This is a genomic window from Klebsiella sp. I138, assembly GCF_051131765.1.
Taxonomy (GTDB): Bacteria; Pseudomonadota; Gammaproteobacteria; order Enterobacterales; family Enterobacteriaceae; genus Klebsiella.
The window spans coordinates 1,072,530-1,091,773 of sequence record NZ_CP180447.1 but is presented as its reverse complement, the minus strand read 5'-3'; the positions used below and the strand labels follow the sequence as shown (position 1 = coordinate 1,091,773).

At 55.9% G+C, this 19,244-nt stretch carries 19 protein-coding genes and 3 tRNA genes; 16 read left to right on the top strand and 6 right to left on the bottom strand.

The genetic code is table 11. The features are described from left to right. The first annotated feature begins 48 nt into the window (after positions 1 to 48). Positions 49 to 1,074, top strand: a complete 1,026-nt coding sequence (purR, locus tag ACMYSK_RS05035; protein WP_434640716.1) for an HTH-type transcriptional repressor PurR — start codon at positions 49 to 51, stop codon at positions 1,072 to 1,074. 18 nt (positions 1,075 to 1,092) lie between these two features. On the opposite strand, the gene punR is transcribed toward purR, so the two are convergent. Continuing rightward, positions 1,093 to 2,004 carry a DNA-binding transcriptional activator PunR gene (gene punR, locus ACMYSK_RS05030; RefSeq protein WP_434640715.1) on the bottom strand — a complete coding sequence of 304 codons (912 nt, stop codon included), beginning with the start codon at positions 2,002 to 2,004 and terminating at the stop codon, positions 1,093 to 1,095. A 112-nt stretch (positions 2,005 to 2,116) separates the two neighbouring features. Between punR and punC the strand changes: the two genes are divergently transcribed. Both punC and cfa read left to right on the top strand, forming a co-directional pair. Further along, entirely contained in the window at positions 2,117 to 3,301 is a 1,185-nt protein-coding gene (gene punC / locus ACMYSK_RS05025) for a purine nucleoside transporter PunC (protein ID WP_434640713.1), read from the top strand. Positions 3,302 to 3,597: 296 nt separating this feature from the next. Continuing rightward, entirely contained in the window at positions 3,598 to 4,746 is a 1,149-nt protein-coding gene (cfa, locus tag ACMYSK_RS05020) for a cyclopropane fatty acyl phospholipid synthase (protein WP_434640711.1), read from the top strand. Between the two features lie 70 nt (positions 4,747 to 4,816). On the opposite strand, the gene ACMYSK_RS05015 is transcribed toward cfa, so the two are convergent. After that, positions 4,817 to 5,452, bottom strand: a complete 636-nt coding sequence (locus tag ACMYSK_RS05015; protein WP_434640709.1) for a riboflavin synthase subunit alpha — start codon at positions 5,450 to 5,452, stop codon at positions 4,817 to 4,819. 229 nt (positions 5,453 to 5,681) lie between these two features. Here ACMYSK_RS05015 and mdtK point away from each other — a divergent pair, with 229 nt between their 5' ends. Beyond that, positions 5,682 to 7,055: an MdtK family multidrug efflux MATE transporter gene (mdtK, locus tag ACMYSK_RS05010; RefSeq protein WP_434640707.1), complete on the top strand. Its 1,374-nt coding sequence runs from the start codon at positions 5,682 to 5,684 to the stop codon at positions 7,053 to 7,055. Positions 7,056 to 7,106: 51 nt separating this feature from the next. Here the strand turns inward: mdtK and ACMYSK_RS05005 are convergent, their stop codons facing one another. Next, positions 7,107 to 8,000, bottom strand: coding sequence for a LysR family transcriptional regulator (locus ACMYSK_RS05005; RefSeq protein WP_434640705.1), 894 nt, complete (start codon positions 7,998 to 8,000; stop codon positions 7,107 to 7,109). A 105-nt stretch (positions 8,001 to 8,105) separates the two neighbouring features. On the opposite strand from ACMYSK_RS05005, the gene ACMYSK_RS05000 reads away from it, so the two are divergent. The 7 genes from ACMYSK_RS05000 (at position 8,106) to ACMYSK_RS04970 (ending at position 12,703) form a co-directional block, all read left to right on the top strand. Continuing rightward, positions 8,106 to 8,735, top strand: coding sequence for an NADPH-dependent F420 reductase (locus ACMYSK_RS05000; protein ID WP_434640704.1), 630 nt, complete (start codon positions 8,106 to 8,108; stop codon positions 8,733 to 8,735). A 189-nt stretch (positions 8,736 to 8,924) separates the two neighbouring features. After that, positions 8,925 to 9,455 carry an acid resistance repetitive basic protein Asr gene (gene asr / locus ACMYSK_RS04995; RefSeq protein WP_434640702.1) on the top strand — a complete coding sequence of 177 codons (531 nt, stop codon included), beginning with the start codon at positions 8,925 to 8,927 and terminating at the stop codon, positions 9,453 to 9,455. Positions 9,456 to 9,904: 449 nt separating this feature from the next. Further along, positions 9,905 to 9,981, top strand: a tRNA-Val gene (locus ACMYSK_RS04990). A 4-nt stretch (positions 9,982 to 9,985) separates the two neighbouring features. Beyond that, positions 9,986 to 10,062: transfer RNA gene (locus tag ACMYSK_RS04985), tRNA-Val, on the top strand. A gap of 4 nt (positions 10,063 to 10,066) precedes the next feature. After that, positions 10,067 to 10,143, top strand: a tRNA-Val gene (locus ACMYSK_RS04980). 274 nt (positions 10,144 to 10,417) lie between these two features. Beyond that, on the top strand, positions 10,418 to 10,984 hold the full coding sequence (locus ACMYSK_RS04975; protein ID WP_434640700.1) for a DJ-1/PfpI family protein: 567 nt from the start codon (positions 10,418 to 10,420) through the stop codon (positions 10,982 to 10,984). Positions 10,985 to 11,098: 114 nt separating this feature from the next. Next, positions 11,099 to 12,703: an FAD-NAD(P)-binding protein gene (locus ACMYSK_RS04970; protein ID WP_434640698.1), complete on the top strand. Its 1,605-nt coding sequence runs from the start codon at positions 11,099 to 11,101 to the stop codon at positions 12,701 to 12,703. 157 nt (positions 12,704 to 12,860) lie between these two features. On the opposite strand, the gene ACMYSK_RS04965 is transcribed toward ACMYSK_RS04970, so the two are convergent. Then, positions 12,861 to 13,496: a carbonic anhydrase gene (locus tag ACMYSK_RS04965; RefSeq protein WP_434640696.1), complete on the bottom strand. Its 636-nt coding sequence runs from the start codon at positions 13,494 to 13,496 to the stop codon at positions 12,861 to 12,863. Between the two features lie 203 nt (positions 13,497 to 13,699). Then, on the bottom strand, positions 13,700 to 14,470 hold the full coding sequence (locus tag ACMYSK_RS04960) for a DeoR/GlpR family DNA-binding transcription regulator (protein WP_434640695.1): 771 nt from the start codon (positions 14,468 to 14,470) through the stop codon (positions 13,700 to 13,702). A gap of 91 nt (positions 14,471 to 14,561) precedes the next feature. On the opposite strand from ACMYSK_RS04960, the gene ACMYSK_RS04955 reads away from it, so the two are divergent. Together ACMYSK_RS04955 and ACMYSK_RS04950 are read left to right on the top strand one after the other, a co-directional pair. After that, the gene (locus ACMYSK_RS04955; protein ID WP_434640693.1) at positions 14,562 to 14,945 is read left to right on the top strand and encodes a VOC family protein; all 384 of its coding nucleotides are present in this window, start codon (positions 14,562 to 14,564) and stop codon (positions 14,943 to 14,945) included. 35 nt (positions 14,946 to 14,980) lie between these two features. Further along, complete coding sequence (locus ACMYSK_RS04950) at positions 14,981 to 15,622, top strand: CatA-like O-acetyltransferase, family 1 (protein WP_434640691.1); 642 nt, start codon at positions 14,981 to 14,983, stop codon at positions 15,620 to 15,622. Positions 15,623 to 15,674: 52 nt separating this feature from the next. Here ACMYSK_RS04950 and ACMYSK_RS04945 read toward each other — a convergent pair whose 3' ends face one another. Next, a complete protein-coding gene (locus tag ACMYSK_RS04945; protein ID WP_434640689.1) occupies positions 15,675 to 16,178 on the bottom strand; it encodes a DUF1543 domain-containing protein in 504 nt (167 codons plus the stop codon). A gap of 288 nt (positions 16,179 to 16,466) precedes the next feature. Between ACMYSK_RS04945 and ACMYSK_RS04940 the strand changes: the two genes are divergently transcribed. The 3 genes from ACMYSK_RS04940 to ACMYSK_RS04930 are packed head-to-tail and all read left to right on the top strand — an operon-like array spanning position 16,467 to position 19,187. Continuing rightward, positions 16,467 to 17,690 (top strand): SfnB family sulfur acquisition oxidoreductase, encoded by a 1,224-nt coding sequence (locus tag ACMYSK_RS04940; protein ID WP_434640687.1) that lies wholly within the window; start codon positions 16,467 to 16,469, stop codon positions 17,688 to 17,690. 10 nt (positions 17,691 to 17,700) lie between these two features. Next, complete coding sequence (locus ACMYSK_RS04935) at positions 17,701 to 18,366, top strand: methionine ABC transporter permease (protein WP_434640685.1); 666 nt, start codon at positions 17,701 to 17,703, stop codon at positions 18,364 to 18,366. Positions 18,367 to 18,398: 32 nt separating this feature from the next. Further along, positions 18,399 to 19,187, top strand: a complete 789-nt coding sequence (locus tag ACMYSK_RS04930; RefSeq protein WP_434640683.1) for a MetQ/NlpA family ABC transporter substrate-binding protein — start codon at positions 18,399 to 18,401, stop codon at positions 19,185 to 19,187. The last annotated feature ends 57 nt before the right edge of the window (positions 19,188 to 19,244 follow it).

The window sequence follows — 19,244 nt, the reverse complement described above, 5'->3', positions numbered from 1 at the left end:
TACGTATCGATAATCAGACGATCAGGTCAAGGTCTGGAGTGAGAAGTAATGGCAACAATTAAAGATGTAGCGAAGCGCGCAAACGTTTCCACTACAACAGTTTCACATGTAATTAACAAAACCCGCTTCGTTGCTGAAGAAACCCGCAACGCGGTTTGGGCGGCTATCAAAGAACTGCACTATTCCCCAAGTGCCGTGGCGCGAAGCCTGAAGGTTAATCACACCAAATCGATTGGCCTGCTGGCCACCAGCAGCGAAGCGGCCTATTTCGCTGAGATTATTGAAGCCGTAGAAAAGAGCTGTTTCCAGAAAGGCTATACCCTGATTCTGGGCAATGCGTGGAACGATCTCGAAAAGCAGCAGGCCTACCTGTCGATGATGGCGCAAAAGCGCGTTGATGGTCTGCTGGTCATGTGTTCCGAATACCCGGAATCGGTTCTCAGCATGCTGGAAGAGTATCGCCATATTCCCATGGTGGTGATGGACTGGGGTGAAGCAAAAGCTGACTTTACCGATTCAGTCATCGATAACGCCTTTGAAGGCGGCTATATGGCCGGCCGTTACCTGGTCGAACGCGGCCACCGCGAGATCGGCGTGATCCCAGGCCCGCTGGAACGCAATACCGGCGCCGGGCGCCTGGCGGGCTTTATGCAGGCCATGGAAGAAGCGCAGATCGTCGTGCCGGAAAACTGGATTGTTCAGGGGGACTTCGAACCAGAATCTGGCTATCGCGCAATGCAGCAGATCCTCAGTCAGCAGCATCGCCCGACGGCGGTCTTCTGCGGCGGCGATATTATGGCGATGGGTGCAATCTGCGCCGCAGACGAGATGGGCCTGCGCGTTCCGCAGGACATTTCCCTGATCGGCTATGATAACGTGCGCAACGCCCGCTATTTCAGCCCGGCGTTGACCACCATTCACCAGCCGAAAGATTCTCTCGGCGAAGCAGCCTTCAACATGTTGTTGGATCGTATCGTTAACAAGCGCGAAGAGTCGCAGTCTATCGAAGTCCACCCTCGTCTGGTCGAGCGTCGCTCCGTCGTCGACGGCCCGTTCGTCGACTACCGCCGCTAAATGTCCCTACGGCGCCGGTCACTCCGGCGCCCGCAGCCACTCCCGGTTTAACGTTTCACTGTCGCCCAGATAATCCAGCAGCCATGACAGCGCCGGAGACGTGTCGCTCTGCTGCCAGGTCAGACAGCACGCGGCATCCGGGAACGGGTTCTCCAGCTCAAGCGCCGTCCATTCGCCGCAATCGATCCATGGGCGAGCAAAATGGGTCGGCACCATTCCCACGCACAGTCCCGCCGACAGACAGGTCGCCGATGATTCCCAGTCCGGTACCACCACCCTTTTCTGGTTGTCCAGTAGCCAGGTCGTGCGTTTTGGTAACGATCGGGAGGTGTCTTCTCGCACCAGCGACGGCCAGTTGCGCAACACGTCATCGCTGAGCGGCCCCGTCATCTGCGCCAGCGGATGATGGCTCGCTACCACGCAATGCCAGCTCAGCATGCCCATATCGCGGAAGGCGTAGCGCCCACCCACTGGAATCGAACGGGTTGCGCCGATGGCCAGCTCCACGCGACCGTCGGCCAGCGCATCCCAGACGCCGTTGAACACTTCCTGAAACACAATCAGTTCGACATCCGGAAAATGGCGATAGAAATCGACAATCATTTGCCGCATCCGTGCTGACTTAACAATGTCATCGACGGCTATCGACAGCTGGCCGCGCCAGCCGTTGGCTATCTGCTGACACTGCTGACGGGTGATCTGCATTTTTTTGATAACAGAGCGCCCTTCCTGTAAAAACCAGACCCCGGCCGGCGTTAATTCGACGTCGCGATGGCGACGTTCAAACAGCGGCACCGCCAGCCACTCCTCCAGTTGACGTACGGTATAACTGACCGCTGAGGGTACGCGGTGTAGTTCCTGTGCCGCCGCGCTAAAGCTCCCGTTGCGGGCCACAGCATCAACAACTTCCAGTGAGTATTCGGACCACATATTCTGCCTGCAAAAATTTTGAATGCATGTAGCAAATATTAGCGTTTCACAAGCCAGAATGCACTCCCTACACTCTGCGGCATCATACCTGCATCAGAAGAAAGAGAACGTTATGCAACAACCCGGGAAAGGATTTTTAGTTTGGCTGGCGGGACTCAGCGTGCTGGGTTTCCTGGCTACCGACATGTATCTGCCGGCCTTTTCGGCCATTCAGCAAGATCTCAATACCTCTGCGGCATCGGTCAGCGCCAGCCTGAGCCTGTTCCTCGCCGGCTTCGCCATCGGGCAGCTGTTCTGGGGCCCGCTTTCAGACCGCTACGGCCGCAAACCGGTTCTGCTGATCGGACTGACAATTTTCGCTATCAGCTGCCTGGGCATGCTGTGGGTTCGCGATGCTACGCTGATGCTGGTACTTCGCTTTATTCAGGCAATCGGCGTCTGCGCGGCGGCGGTCACCTGGCAGGCGATGGTTACGGACTATTATCCCGCCCAGCGCACTAACCGCATTTTCGCCACCATCATGCCGCTGGTTGGCTTATCGCCGGCCCTCGCACCCTTGCTCGGCAGCTGGCTGCTCGCGCATCTGGAATGGCAGGCCATCTTTGCCACTCTTTTCGCCATCACCCTGCTACTGATGGTGCCCGCCCTGCGTCTGAAGCCGGTCATCAAGCCGACGGGAGGCAGCGAGAAAAAACTGACGTTTATGACGCTGCTGCGCTCGCGCGAATACAGCGGAAACGTACTGATTTACGCCGCCTGCTCCGCCAGCTTTTTTGCCTGGCTGACCGGGTCACCGTTTATTCTGCATGACATGGGCTATAGCCCGACCGCTATTGGTTTAAGCTATGTTCCGCAGACGATCGCCTTTTTAGTCGGCGGCTACGGGTGCCGGGCAGCGCTGCAAAAATGGCAGGGTCAACAGCTGCTGCCGTGGCTGCTGGTTATTTTCGCCGTCAGCGTTGCCGCGACCTGGATGGTGGGGCTGGTTGAGAATGTGTCAATTATTGCGGTGATGGTTCCCTTCTGCGTAATGGCTATCGTCAACGGCGGGATTTATCCTATCGTTGTCGCCCAGGCGTTGAAGCCGTTCCCACAGGCAACAGGTCGCGCCGCAGCGCTGCAAAATACCCTGCAGCTGGGACTGTGCTTCCTGACCAGCCTACTGGTCTCTGCGTTAATTGCCACGCCGCTGCTGACGACCACCAGCGTCATGCTGGTCTCCATCGTACTGGCCGGGATAGGCTATTTGATGCAGCGGCAGGCTACTTGCCTGACGGCCGAATCGTCGCACGCATAAATGCGTTTCAGTGATGTTACGGCCCAGTAATTAGCCTGCTAATATATTTTTATTGAAAGGCCGTTATCAGCGGCCTATACTGGATCCTGCTTCACATAAATAGAAATTTTTTTGATTTTAACGGGGGCAGGATGCATCCCGTTTCACCATGGAAGGCCTTTCGGCAAGGGTTATCACCCTTCCTCTGTTCTACGTCGGATAGCTGCTTCACGGATATTCCGTGAGATTTCTCACAAAGCCAAAAAAGCGTCTACGCTGTTTTAAGGTTCTGATCACTTGGGCGTGATGGAGAAGCTATGAGTTCATCGTGTATAGAAGAAGTCAGTGTACCAAACGACGACTGGTACCGAATTACTGCCGAGTTACTCGGCCGTGCGGGCATTGAAATCAATGGTCCTGCCCCCTCCGATATCCGGATTAAAAACCCGCTCTTTTTTAAGCGCGTTCTCCAGGAAGGGTCGCTAGGGTTAGGCGAAAGTTATATGGACGGCTGGTGGGATTGCGAACGGCTGGATATATTCTTCCACAAAGTGTTACGTGCCGGTCTGGAAAGTCAGCTCCCGCATCATCTCAAAGATACATTACGTATCGCGGGCGCTCGCCTGTTCAATCTACAAAGTAAAAAACGCGCCTGGATTGTCGGCAAAGAACACTACGACCTCGGCAACGACCTTTTCAACCGCATGCTCGATCCCTATATGCAATATTCCTGCGCGTACTGGAAAGATGCGCAATCTCTGGAACAGGCACAGCAGGCAAAATTAGATCTTATTTGCCGCAAACTGCAGCTGGAGCCAGGGATGCGGGTGCTGGATATTGGCTGCGGCTGGGGTGGTCTGGCTTATTACATGGCCAAAAATTATCACGTCAGCGTGGTTGGCGTCACCATTTCTGCTGAACAGCAAAAAATGGCCCAACAGCGCTGTGAAGGATTAGATGTCACTATCTTGCTGCAGGACTACCGCGACTTACAGGACAGTTTTGACCGCATTGTTTCCGTCGGGATGTTCGAACACGTGGGGCCTAAAAATTACGCCACTTATTTTAAGGTGGTTGATCGCAATCTGAAAGCCGACGGCCGTTTCTTATTACACACCATTGGTTCCAAAGTTTCAGACCACAGCGTTGACCCGTGGATCAATAAATATATTTTCCCCAACGGTTGCCTGCCTTCGGTACTTCAGATTGCGCAAGCCAGCGAATCCCATTTTGTGATGGAAGACTGGCACAATATCGGCGCCGATTACGATACCACGCTGATGGCCTGGTACGAGCGTTTTCAGGCCAGCTGGCCCGACATTGCCGACAACTATTCGGAACGTTTTAAACGCATGTTTAGTTATTATCTGAATGCCTGCGCGGGGGCTTTTCGCGCGCGCGATATTCAGCTCTGGCAGGTTGTCTTTTCTCGCGGTGTTGAGAACGGTCTTCGCGTCGCGCGTTAAAAAAATCCCCCGTTTAACGGGGGATGCTTATTTCAGGCTCCAGGATAAGTGATTTGGCATCAGCGCCGAATCACTCATCGGCCGATTGCTGTGCCGCTGCTTTCGCCGCCAGCACGCGTTCTACGGTATCCACCACCGCCTGCGTTTGCGGATCGATTTCGATATTGACCCGATCGCCCAGTTTTTTTACCCCCAGCGTGGTGCGCTGCAGCGTTTCAGGAATCAAATGCACGCAAAAACGGGTTGGCGTCACCTCGCCGACCGTCAGGCTGATCCCGTCAATACCGATAAACCCTTTATAGAGGATATATTTCATCAGCGTCGGGTCCTGAACCTTAAACCAGATCTGGCGGTTATTTTCCGAGGTCAGTATTTTGACGATGTCTGCCGTGGTCATAATATGACCGGACATCAGATGGCCGCCGATCTCATCGCTGAATTTCGCCGCACGTTCTACGTTCACCACATCTCCCACCTGCACGGCGCCGAGATTGGTAATGCGCAGCGTCTCCTTCATCAGATCAAAACTGATGCGCGGGCCGTCAATTTCGGTGACTGTCAGGCAACAGCCATTATGTGCCACCGATGCCCCGGTCTCGAGGCCGGCGAGCATATGCTCTGGCAGCTCCACCACGTGGGTGCGAAAATTGGGTTTTTCATCGATGGACACCACTTTAGCGGTCCCCTGCACAATGCCAGTAAACATGCTTTGCTCCTGTAGACTTTCGTGACGGTATCATTACCGTTATACCTGCCAGGAACAATACCAGCTGGGAAAACAGGTTGCCAGCGCGCATCGTGCCCTACCATTTTTTCACTGGCTTAATGGCGCATCCTCGCTACAATAGACTGGAAACCCCCTCTGCTCTTTCTTCTTGCTGCCATTTACGGCGGCTTTTTTAGTCTCAAAATAACAACAATATAAAGGTGTTCACGTGCAGAAGTATTTTATTGAAGCGCGTCAGTTATTAGCACTGGCCATTCCTGTGATCCTCGCACAGGTCGCCCAGACTTCTATGGGCTTTGTCGATACCGTGATGGCGGGTGGCTACAGCGCCACCGATATGGCGGCCGTCGCGATTGGGACCTCCATCTGGCTGCCCGCCATTCTCTTCGGCCACGGCCTGCTGCTGGCGCTGACGCCGGTTGTCGCGCAGCTGAACGGATCCGGTCGTCGCGACCGCATTGCTCATCAAGTCCGTCAGGGATTCTGGCTGGCAGGGTTCGTCTCGCTGCTGGTAATGATCGTGCTGTGGAACGCAGGCTACATTATCAGCTCGATGCACAATATCGACCCGGCTCTTGCCGAGATCGCCGTCGGCTACCTGCGTGCGCTCCTGTGGGGCACCCCAGGCTACCTCTTTTTCCAGGTCGCGCGTAACCAGTGCGAGGGGCTGGCCAAAACCAAACCAGGCATGGTGATGGGATTTATCGGCCTGCTGGTCAACATTCCCGTTAACTACATCTTTATCTACGGCCATTTTGGTGCGCCGGAACTGGGTGGTATCGGCTGCGGCGTGGCGACGGCATCCGTGTATTGGGTGATGTTTGTGTGCATGATCTCCTGGGTGCGTCGCGCCCGCTCTATGCGCGATATCCGCAGCGATGAAGGCTTTGGCAAACCGGACTTCAGCGTGCTTAAACGTCTGGTTCAGCTGGGCCTGCCGATAGCGCTGGCGCTCTTTTTCGAAGTGACCCTGTTTGCGGTCGTTGCGCTGCTGGTGTCCCCACTGGGGATTGTGGACGTCGCCGGCCATCAGATAGCCCTGAACTTCAGCTCGCTGATGTTCGTTTTGCCATTATCGCTGGCGGCGGCGGTGACTATCCGCGTCGGCTTCCGTCTTGGGCAAGGTTCCACGCTGGATGCCCAGGTCTCTGCCAGAACCGGTGTCGGCGTGGGCGTCTGCATGGCCGTAATAACGGCGATTTTCACCATCCTGATGCGCAAGCAGATTGCACTTCTCTATAACGACAACCCGGAAGTGGTGCTGTTGGCCTCCCAGCTGATGCTGCTGGCCGCGGTGTATCAGATTTCCGACTCCGTACAGGTCATTGGCAGCGGGATTCTGCGTGGTTATAAAGATACCCGGTCGATCTTCTTTATTACCTTCACCGCATACTGGGTGCTAGGGCTGCCAAGCGGCTACCTGCTGGCCTTAACGGATACGATCGTCCCACGCATGGGACCCGCGGGTTTCTGGTGCGGGTTTATTATCGGGCTCACCTCGGCGGCGGTACTGATGATGCTGCGAATGCGTTTCCTGCAGCGCCAGCCGTCTAACGTGATTTTGCAACGCGCGGCGCGCTAACGCGTAGCGGCACCCTGTTTACGGGGTGCCGCTCCTCATGCTCGCAGGGGCTCAGCGCGGGCCCAGTGCGGTTCTTAAGGCATCAACAAAACATTTTATTTTTGTCGTCCGCCGACGTCCGGCCGGCACGAGAATATGCATGGGCCGCGAAGGCCCGGAAAAATCCGCCAAAACCTGTACCAGGCTCCCGCGTTCAACTTCCGTTCTCAGCACATCTTCCGGCCCCAGAGTAATACCGTGCCCCGCGATGGCGGCGTTCATCAGCGCCTTCCAGTCATTCGCACGAAACCGCCCGCTCGGTTTGATCTCGATGACCACACCCTCTTTCTCAAATTGCCAGCGGCAAGCGCTGCCCGCCGACCAGTGACCATAGACCAGGCATGCATGATGCTGAAGGTCGGTCGGCATATGCGGTTCGCCGTGTTGCAACAGATAAGCGGGTGACGCACAGGCAATCAGGCGGTAAGGAAGCAGCGGCCACGCGACCATCGAGCTATCGGCCAACTCGCCGATGCGAATAATGACCTCAAACTCCTCCTCGATCGGGTCGACAATGCGGTCACTCAGCGTCAGCTCAACCTGGACGTCAGGAAAACGGGCAAGATAGTCGGTGATAAACGTGGAGAGCGCGTGTGATCCAAAAGTGACCGGCGCATTCACCCTGATGATGCCTGAAGGGGTCGCTTTCATCTCCTGTGCCACCGCATCCGCCTCGGCAACGTCAGCCAAAACCACGCGGCAGCGTTCATAGTAGCTACGGCCAATATCGGTGAGCGTCTGTCTGCGCGTCGTTCGGGCGATTAGTGAGGTGCCCAGGTGGGCCTCAAGCGCGGCTACGTGTCGGGCAACCATCTGCGGCGAGAGTCGTAACTGCCCGGCTGCCGCGGCAAACGAGCCCGTTTCCGCAGCCTTAACGAAAACTTTGATGCAGGTTAGCTGATCCATGATTCATTCATTTGAGTTGTTTATCATTCAACTATCCTACGATTTATCTTCTGCCAGGAGGGAATTAAATTGACTATCTCAACGTTCTCACCTCAGGAGTGGAAAATGAAGATTGGAATTATTGGTGCCGGATTCGTAGGCAGGTCAATCGCGAAGCTTGCGCTTCAGGCCGGCCATGATGTCATGCTGAGTAACTCCCGGGGACCACAGACGCTTTTCAGCCTGGGTCCAATGATTGGCTGTCGTATCGGCAGCGCAAATGACGCGGCCGAATTTGGCGAAGTGGTGGTGATTGCCGTGCCGCTCAGCGCCGTTCATGCGCTGCCGGTCGCCGGGATAAAAGATAAGCATGTTATTGATGCGGTGAATTACTATCCCGAGCGCGACGGAATAATTGCGGCCCTTGAGTCCGGAGAAACGACGACCAGCGAATTACTGGCCCAAATTCTGCCGGCCACCAGAGTGACCAAAGCGTTTAACGCCATTCCAATGACCCAACTGGAAAGTGATGGCCTGCCGGCAGGCACGGAAAATCGTCGCGCGCTGCCGCTGGCAGGCGACAGCGATGAGGGAAAAGCGATAGCCGCTGCGTTGTACGAGGCGTTTGGCTTTGACGTTGTTGACGCCGGGCCATTGTCCGAAGGATGGCGTTTTGAGCGCGGCCAGCCCGCCTATTGCGTACGTATGCCACGCCAGACGTTGCTCACAACGTTGGCCAGCACGCTGCGCACCTGAAGTGCCCCCCCCCTCCGCTAACGTTTTCCCGTTAGCGGAGCCTCCCTGACGTCCTCACATCGCACTCTTTGTACATTCCGTTACTCGCCGATACCAAACACTCACTGAAGCGGGGAAAAGAAAAACTTATAGTGATTTCAACAGCCCCGCAGTGGGGTTCACTGAAGAAACAATTTCGAGGATATCAGAATGAAAAAAGTATTAGCTCTGGTCGTTGCCGCTGCTATGGGTCTGTCTTCCGCTGCTTTCGCTGCTGATGCAGTAAGCACCACTCAGGCTCCGGCTGCTGCAACTCACAGCACCACTGCCAAGACCACTCATCACAAAAAACACCATAAAGCTGCCGCAAAACCAGCTGCAGAGCAGAAAGCTCAGGCCGCTAAAAAACACCACAAAGCCGCTGCCAAACCAGCCGCTGAACAGAAAGCCCAGGCCGCTAAAAAGCACCACAAAGCCGCTGCCAAACCAGCCGCTGCGCAGAAAGCCCAGGCCGCTAAAAAACACCACAAAACCGCAACCAAACCGGTAGCTCAGAAAGCCCAGGCTGCGAAAAAACACCACAAAGCTGCCACTAAACCAGTAGCGCAGAAAGCCCAGGCCGCTAAAAAACACCACAAAGCTGCCGCTAAACCAGTAGCGCAGAAAGCTCAGGCTGCTAAAAAACATCACAAAACCACTAAACATCAGGCTGCTAAACCTGCTGCACAGCCGGCTGCTTAATTCTTCCGGTAGTTCTGGTTAATCATGAATCGGCGCTGCTTCAGCGCCGATTTTCTTTCAGGAGGCCACTATGCTGCAGCGTTATCGTTTTGAGCTCATTCTGATCCTGTTAGTCCTCTGCGCGCTTTATACCCTTCGCCTTATTTTTAAATAGCCGCGGCTTCCCGTCTAACCCCGACGACATCGTTGACTCAGGTTTTTGAGACATAACTCATCTGGTCATCCTTTTATCCAGCGGCTTTACCGAACCTTTCTTCGCGCCGCGTCAACACCCGCATCGCCGAGCGACAACCACAACTGGATAACAAATATCCTTTATCATCAGTAAAATATAAGCAATATGCATAAAACTTCCGCAATCGCGTGAGATCTGAAAGAAAAGTGACGTTTGCCTCTTGCCACAACCCCATCCTGTCGCTAATATGCGTCCCCGTTGTCACCACAACATTGCGTTCATAGCTCAGTTGGTTAGAGCACCACCTTGACATGGTGGGGGTCGTTGGTTCGAGTCCAATTGAACGCACCATAATGCGTTTATAGCTCAGTTGGTTAGAGCACCACCTTGACATGGTGGGGGTCGTTGGTTCGAGTCCAATTAAACGCACCATAATGCGTCCGTAGCTCAGTTGGTTAGAGCACCACCTTGACATGGTGGGGGTCGGTGGTTCGAGTCCACTCGGACGCACCATTCTTTATTCGCAGACATCGTCTGTTGTCTACTGAAAGGTGTGTTTTCGCACACTCTCTTTTTTCCCGCTGTCTGATATTTTCTCTGCACGCCCCGCTCTGGCGCATTATTCATTTCAGTCTCCTGTACTCCCCCCTACGTATACTTTCAGCTTCGCGCTATCGCCCCCGCGTGATACACCGCAAAACAAAGCCATCCCCCCGTTTGCCGGTTCGCATTCCCCCCTCCACTGGGCTATACCTTAGGCATCTTTATTCCTGGAGGAGCGATGCGGATGAGCAAAAAAATTCTGATGTTGGTCGGAGACTACGCCGAAGATTACGAAACCATGGTGCCGTTTCAGGCATTGCAGATGATTGGTCATCAGGTTGACGCGGTCTGTCCCGATAAGTCTAAAGGCGACTACATCATGACGGCGATCCATGACTTTGACGGTGCCCAGACCTACAGCGAGAAGCCCGGTCACCGCTTTACCCTCAACGCCGATTTTGCGGCGGTAAAAGAGGCCGATTACGACGCCCTGCTGATCCCCGGCGGGCGAGCCCCTGAGTACCTGCGCCTGAATGACGATGTCATTAAGCTGGTCCAGGCGTTCGACGCTGCGCGCAAACCAATTGCCGCCGTCTGCCACGGCCCACAGCTTCTGGCCGCCGCCGGGGTGCTAAAGGGCCGTACCTGTAGCGCCTATCCGGCCTGTGCGCCGGAAGTACGGCTTAGCGGCGGACACTATGCTGATATCGCCATCGATCAGGCACACGTCGACGGCAATCTGGTTACCGCCCCGGCCTGGCCCGCCCATCCGCAATGGCTGGCCAAATTTGCCGAAGTACTGCAAAAATAACCGTTGTTTCCGCTGCGGGTCGCGCGAGAAAACGGATCGTCCCGGATACGGTCCGTTTGCCTCCCGACCGACGGACAAGGTTGCTAAAAGCGCCATGACCACAGGTGATATTGCATGAGAAAAATTGCTATCGTCGGCGCAGGTCCCACCGGGATTTATACCCTGTACTGGCTGTTAAAGTTAAAGGCCCCTTTTGCCGCCACCCTTTATGAACAGGCCGATCGGGCCGGTGTCGGCATGCCGTACAGTCACGAAGAAAACTCGCGCATGATGCTGGCAAACATCGCCAGTATTGAAATCCCGCCGCTGCTTTCAACCTACATCGACTGGCTCAACGAGCAGAGCGAAGCGCATCTCGCCCGCTACGGTGTCCGCCGCGATTCACTTCATGTTCGCCAGTTTCTTCCGCGTCTGCTGCTCGGCGAATATTTCCGCGATCAGTTTCTTGGGTTGCTGACGCTGGCGCAAACCCAGGGCGTACAGGTCACCCTTCGCGAGTCATGTGAAGTCACCGACCTGCAGGCCTGCGCCGACGGTGTCAGACTTTGGGCTCAAGGCGAAGCGGTAGCAGAACGCGTTGACCTGGCAGTCATCGCCACCGGCCACGTCTGGCCCGCAGAAGAGAAGTCAACGCGTAGCTACTTCCCCAGCCCCTGGTCCGGCCTGATGGACGCCTGTATCCCGGCGTGCACGGTTGGCGTCATGGGCACCTCGCTAAGCGGGCTTGATGCCTCGATGGCCGTAGTGGCTCAGCATGGTCATTTTGTCGAATCCGCCGATCAACCGCTGCGATTCCGGCTCAATGCGGATAGCGCAGCGCTTAAGGTGGTGCTGATGTCGCGCTCCGGTATCTTACCGGAGGCAGATTTCTACTGCCCGATCCCTTATGAGCCGCTCTCTGTCTTCACCCAACAGGCGCTGGAAACGGCTATTGCCGCCGGTCAGACTGGCTTACTCGACCGTATATTCAGGCTGATTATCGCGGAAATCGACAATGCCGATCCGCGCTGGAGCGCCAGCATCGCTCTGCCAACGCTGAATGCCGATAGCTTCAGCGACGCGTGGTTCCGCGTACGCCGTGAACACGATCCGTTCCACTGGGCTCAGGCCAATCTTGAGGAAGTCGAGCGCAACAAACGCCGGAAATACACGGTCCCGTGGCGGTATGCCATTCTTCGGCTACATGAGGCGGTCCAGGACGTTGTCCCACATCTGGATGAACAGGATAGTCAGCGGTTTAAAACTGGCCTCGCCCGCGTTTTTATCGATAATTACGCCGCAATCCCTTCTGAATCTATTCGCCGCCTGCTGGCGCTGCGCGAGGCTGGCCTCATCGATATCCTCGCACTTGGCGAGGATTATCAGAAGGTTATCAAAGAGGATAAAACGGTGATAACCACCCCGGAAGCATCGCATACCTTCGATCTGTTTATCGATGCCAGGGGGCAAAAAGCGTTAAAAACGAAAGACCTGCCCTTCCCGACCTTACGCGAGCAGCTCCAGGCGACCGGAGAGGATATCCCTGAGGTGGGCGATGACTACACCTTGCAGGAGCCGGCAGCGGCACGGGGTCGCGTCGCCTTTGCAGCCCTGCCGTGGCTACTGCATGACCGACCCTTCGTCCAGGGAATTACCGCCAGCGCCGAAATGGGGGAAGCCATAGCCCGGGCGATTGTTCAACCATCACGCCGACGCCGTTTGCTGCATCCAGGCCTGTAGTTCATCGATACGGCGTATCGACGCACTTACCGAGGTTACGGTAGCGCCAGGATCGCCAGCCGGGCGCAGTACGCTAAAGTAAGATGGGATAAATGATTTTTGCGAAAGCGAAGAGAAACGGATGACTCACAGGGCGTCCGTGCCCTGAGACGAGGCTTTATTCGAAGTAGACGGCCGGGTTGTCGGACAGCGACACGAAGGTTTTCGTGTTTTTATCCAGCGCGCCAATCTCTCCGCTTTCGATATCATAAACCCAGCCATGCAGGCGCAGCGCCTTATCACGCAGACCGACGGCCACCGACGGGTGAGTTTTAATATTGTTCAGCTGGGCGATGACGTTTTCCCGCACCATCGCATTCACTTTATCAATCTCACTGTTCCAGGTCCCCTTTTCAACCACCGCTTTTGCCGCGTCTGCATAGTGCAGCCAGTGCGCCACCGCCGGCATAGGATCCAGACACTGACAGGTTGCAACGGCGGTCATTGCGCCACAGTTGGAGTGGCCGCAGATAACAATATCGGTAACGCCCAGGGCAACAACGGCGTACTCAATCGTGGCTGACACCCCGCCAGGCTCAGGCCCGAACGAGGGGACGATATTCCCGGCGTTACGAATGACAAAGAGCTGTCCAGGTTCCTGCTGGGTGACCAGCTCCGGTACCAGACGGCTGTCTGAACAGGAGATGAAAAGCGCTTTGGGATTCTGGCTGGAAGCCAGGCTGCGGAAGAGTTCTTTACGCTGCGGGAAGATCTCTTTCTGGAAGTTGAGGAACCCCTCAATGATATGTTGCATAGCAGTGTCTCTTTTCTCGGTATAAATTACGGTATGACAAAGATCACAGTTTGTCAGTGTATCACCGACGCGGAGAATAGGAATCGTTATTCAAATGGAATCTCTATGTAACAACCTGGATCGTTCACCGGAGCAATGGCAAAAAGAAACAGGCATCGGATAGCCCCGCTATTCCGGCGGGGTAATCCGTCTCCCAGTGGACATCAGACGGTATAAATCCGGATATCATGTTCGCGGAAAGTGGCGCTGTACTCCCGGCTGATATTCTCTTCCACCACCAGCACATCGATATCTCCGCTTTGCGCCACCACAAAACGGGCCACCGCCGGAATTTTATCCGAGGTCAGACCAACGATAATTTCACTGCACTGCTTAATCACCGCTTTTTTGAATTCGCAATCGGCATAGTCAAACCCCGTCAGGCCGGATTCCGGCGCCATCGCACAACCGCCGATAAACCCCTGGTCAAACAGCACGCCCTGCAGCTGGGCCACCGCCGAGCTTCCCACGCAGCCGCCCGATGCTCGCTGGACCTGCCCGCCGAGCATCACGACATCAAAAAGCGGTTTTTTGAGCAGCACCGCGGCGATTTCCGGCGAGTTGGTCACCACCGTCAGCGCCAGCTCGGCGGGTAACGCCTCGGCCATTGCCAGGTTCGTAGTGCCGGTATCAATAAAAATACAGCCGCCGGGTTTTACCAGCCTTGCGCATTTCTGCGCGATCCTGAGTTTTGTTGCCGTATTTTTGTCTTTCCTCTCGCTGTAATCTCCCGCCTCAGGCAGGTTCATTACCGCACCGCCGTACACCTTTTTACAGAATCCGTCTTTGCTGAGCTCATGCAGATCGCGGCGAATCGTATGCTCAGAGACGTTTAAGCGGGCGGCCAGTTCAGTACAGACGACCCGGCCATTCTCCTGAAGGAGCTGACAAATAAGCGCTTGTCGTTGCTGAGGGAAAGCTGCATAATCGAGCACATTAACTCCTGTAATTATCTTAATCGAGCGACAAGGAGCATGATCATGCATCCGCCAGGCGCTGTCAACCTACCCTGTAAAGAGGTTTAAAATGAAAATTGCCCATATCGCGTTATGGACCCGCCAGCTTGAGCAGCAGGCCCGCTTCTGGACCGCTTTCTTCGAGGGCCAGATTAACGAAAAATATTGCAGCCAGACCAATCCCGGTTTTGAGTCCTACTTTGTGAAAATCGGCGAGGATATTGCTATCGAGCTCATGAGCAAACCAGGGTTGCAGGCAAGTACGCCGGATAATAACCAGACCGGCTGGGTTCATCTGGCTATCTCGGTTGGCGGCGCGCAGCAGGTAGATACGCTGGCGAAGCGGGCGCAGGCGCAGGGGATTCTGGTTTCCCCACCGCGCACAACCGGCGACGGCTATTATGAAGCGGTCATCAAAGACCCGGATGGAAACCTGATTGAAATCGTTGCATAGTCATCTCTGCAACCCATACCGATCAGGAGCGCGCAGTGCCCACCTACCACGTTATCGATAAAGACACCTGGCATCGTCGAGATCATTTTGATTTTTACCGTACCTTTGCCAGCCCCAGCTTTAATCTCTGTGTACCGGTGGAAGCACAGCGCCTGTACGAATGTGCAAAGGATAACCAGGTCTCCTTTTTCCAGCTGGCGCTCTACGCGCTGCTGCGGGCAGCCAATGCGGTGCCGCAGCTAAAACAGCGCGTTCGCGGCGACGATATTATTGAGTACGATGATATTGCGGTAATGACTCCCGTCATGACCGTCCAGGAGGGATTTCGCCAGGTATGGTGCGACAACGCCGCCGACTTTACCGCCTTTAGCCGGGCGGCGACGCCCAAAATTGAAGCGGCAAAAACCACCGACCCGGCGCCGCTGATTGTCGATGGCGAGCACTTTTTCTGCGCCAGCTGTCTGCCGTGGGTCCACTTTAGCGCCATCACCCATGCCGAGTATTATGCGGGTGCGGCGGTACCCGCCCTCACATGGGGCCAGTTGAAAAACGGCGTCATTCCGGTCGCGGGAAAATTCAACCACACCTTTGTTGATGGCCTGCATGCCAGCCGCTTTTTCGCGCAGGTGGAGGCAGGGTTCGCCAGGCCGGAGGCGCTATGGCAGCCGCTTGCCTGAACCCTGCGGTAAGCGAAAACCCGTTGATGCTAACACTCATCGATAGGGCTGATTACAGCCCTATCGGTTGATAGCCTTGCCACTCGGGTTTCGCCGCCGAGCCTCCGGCGTTGGGCGTCAGATGTAAATACCAGTCGCCCACTTTTTCCAGCAGCAGACAATCATCCACGGCCTGCAAATTGTCTTTATGCTGCTGCCAGGCGCCGCAAAGTAGCGTCTTCAGCGCCTTCTCCTTCGCTTCCCGCGCGTCATGCGCCACGAACAGATCGAACTCATGCAGTTCCGCCAGCGTATCCGGGCGATAGCCACCGGCGTTGACAAAGAACAGCTTTTCCCTGCCGCGGGCAGGTGTTTTGGCTAAGGTCACATCGTAACCATCGGCCCAGCTAATCCTGCTATAGCCGTCAATATGGATTTTATCCGCATCGCCAAACCAGGCCTCGCGCAGCGCAGGCCAGGCCTGTTCCGGGGTTTGCGCCACCACAAACTGAATGTCATGGACTTCAATATTCGATTTCCCCGCATTGCCGCCGACATAAAACATGAACAGATGCATTTCCGATCCTCTGGTTGTCATTTTCGCTATATATCAGACTACATAACGTTATATTCAGCAAGCCTGCCCATCGAAGGCTGTTGGAAATGCAACAGCCCGTTTTCACCTCAGTTGCGTTCGCAGCAGTACGGCCCGCAAACCAAAACGTAATACATTGATTTAAAAGACTTAAAAATCCATAACGATTTGGCACATCCTTTGCTCCCCATATATAACACATTGGAATTATAGATTATTTAGTTATCTATTTTTTGCATATAGCCGTTTAGTTAACCACGAGAAATCCGTATGTCAGAGAGCAAACCACCCATCAGCTACACCCGCAATGCGCCGGATGCACACCTCATCCGCAGCGATGAAGAGGCCCTCACCATTGCCCATGAGATTGCCCTGCTGTTGCAGCCGGGTGCCGCAGAGCGCGACCGCCGCGGCACGGTACCGCCGGACATCGTCGATACATTTTCCAATAGCGGCCTGTGGGGCATCACGGTACCACGCCAGTGGGGAGGTGCCGAGGTCTCAGCCGCGACTCTGGCCCAGGTCATTGCCATCATCTCCGCCGCCGACCCGTCGCTTGGGCAAATTCCGCAAAACCATTACTGCCTGCTTGAGGATGTTCGCCTGCAGGGCAGCGCAGAGCAACAGGCCTTCTTTTTTAGTCTGGTACTGCAAGGATATCGCTTCGCCAATGCCCTCTCCGAAACCGGAGGAAAAACGGTGCTCGATATTCGTACCCGCCTGGAAGCCCGTGGTGATGGTTTGTTCATTAACGGGCGAAAAGGCTATTGCACCGGCTCGCTGTACGCCCACTGGATAGGCATTCTCGCGCTGGATGCTGACGATAACGCGCAGCTGGCCTTTGTGCCACGTAACAGCGCTGGCCTGACGGTGGCCGACGACTGGGACTGCCTGGGTCAGCGAAATACCGCCAGCGGCACGGTACTGGCGGAGAACCTGGCGGTGGAGCCGTTCCATCTCTTCCCGACGTGGAAATCCTATGCCACGCCGACGCTGGCCGGCCCCTTCGCCCAGCTCACCACCGCCGCCATTGATGCCGGAATTGCCCGGGCGGCCCTCAACGATACGGTCGCGTTCGTCACTCAGTTCGCCCGCCCGTGGATTGATGCCGGCGTCGAGCAGGCCGGTGAAGATCCGCTCACCATCTACCATATCGGGCAGATTGATAGCCGCCTGGCCGCCGCCGAGGCGCTGCTGGAGCGAGCGGGGAAGGTACTGGACCGGTTCAAACATGATCTCAGTGAAGAGCATGTCGCGCAGGCCTCCATCGCCGTCGCCCGGGCCAAGGTGTTCACCACCGAAGTCGCGCTTGATGCTGCCAGCCGCCTGTTTGAACTCGGGGGCACCCGCGCGACAAGCAACCGCCACAACTTCGATCGCCACTGGCGTAATGCGCGGGTTCACACTCTGCACGACCCGGTACGCTGGAAATACCAGCTGCTCGGCAACTGGGTCTTAAACGGCATTCGCCCCCAGCGTCACGACTGGAACTAAGGTGGCTCCCGTGCTGGAATTTTTTGCCGATATCGACTGGAACGACGTCGCGCTGGCGGGCATCGATACCGTCACGATGCTGGGCTGGTCGCTGGGCTTTACCGTCCTGGCGGGCCTGCCGCTGGGGATAGTCCTCTGCCTCACCGGCCAGCCTCGACTGCTGCACGCCCCGCGGCTGTACCGTCTGCTGTCGTTTTGCGTCAACGTCCTGCGATCGCTGCCGTTCATTATTTTGCTGATCGTTATGATCCCGGTCACTACCTTCATCACCGGCACCTCACTCGGCGTGCAGGGCACCATTCCACCGCTGGTGGCGGGCTGCGCGCCCTTCTTCGCCCGGCTGGTGGAAACCGCCCTGCGCGAGGTGGATCACGGCCTGGTCGAGGCCAGCTGGTCAATGGGCGGGAATACCGCACAGCTGATCTGGCACACGCTGCTACCCGAATCGCGCGCCGGGCTGGTTGCTGCCGTCACCGTGACCGCCATTTTGCTGGTGGACTACACCTCTATGGCAGGCGTAATCGGCGGTGGCGGGCTCGGGGATCTGGCGATTCGTTTTGGCTACCAGCGCTTTCAGACAGACGTGATGGTCGTCACCGTCCTGCTGCTGATTGCCCTGGTACAGGTTTTACAGATGAGCGGCGACCGCCTGGTGCGGTACATGAGCCGTAAATAATGACGACACCGCTGATATTCCAGGAACAGACCATGAAAAAGACACTGCAAATTAACCTTATCGCTGCCGGGCTGCTGGCCCTCTTCTCCGCCTCTGTCGCTGCCAACGAAACGCTCACCGTGGGTGCCACGCCGGTGCCGCACGCGGAAATTCTTGAGTTCGTGAAGCCGGCGCTGGCTAAACAGGGCGTGGATTTGAAAATCAAAGTCTTTAATGACTTTATTCAGCCCAATCAACAGCTGGCGGAGAAAAATCTCGACGCCAATTACTATCAGTACCGCCCGTTCCTCGACAACTACAACCAGACCCGACATACCCATCTGGTCCCGGTGGTGGGCGTTCATATAGAACCTTTCGGCGCCTATTCCAGCAAATACCATGACATCAAAGCGATCCCGGATGGCGCCACCATTGCGGTACCGAATGACCCGGTTAACACCGGTCGGGCGCTGGTTATGTTAAGCGATGCCGGCCTGCTGACCCTGAAAAACCCGAAAGACCCGCAGTCGGCGACCCGGGATATCATCGCCAACCCGCACCATTTTAAGATCCGCGAGCTGGAAGGCGCCATGCTGGCGCGGGCGGTGAATCAGGTCGATCTGGCGTTTATTTTCGCCAACTATGCGCTGGAAGCCGGGATTGATACCGATAAGGCGCTGCTGGTGGAAAAAGGCAGCGATCTGTACGTCGAATATCTGGTGGCCCGTCCCGATAATCTCAATGACCCGGGGATCCAGAAACTGGCGAAAGCGCTGCACTCCGACGCGGTGCGCAACTTTATCCTGACCCGCTACAAGGGCAAAATCGTCCCGGGCTTTTGATACCCGGATCGTACCCGGCAGCGCTGATGCTGCCGGTCTACCAGGCTGACGGAGCAC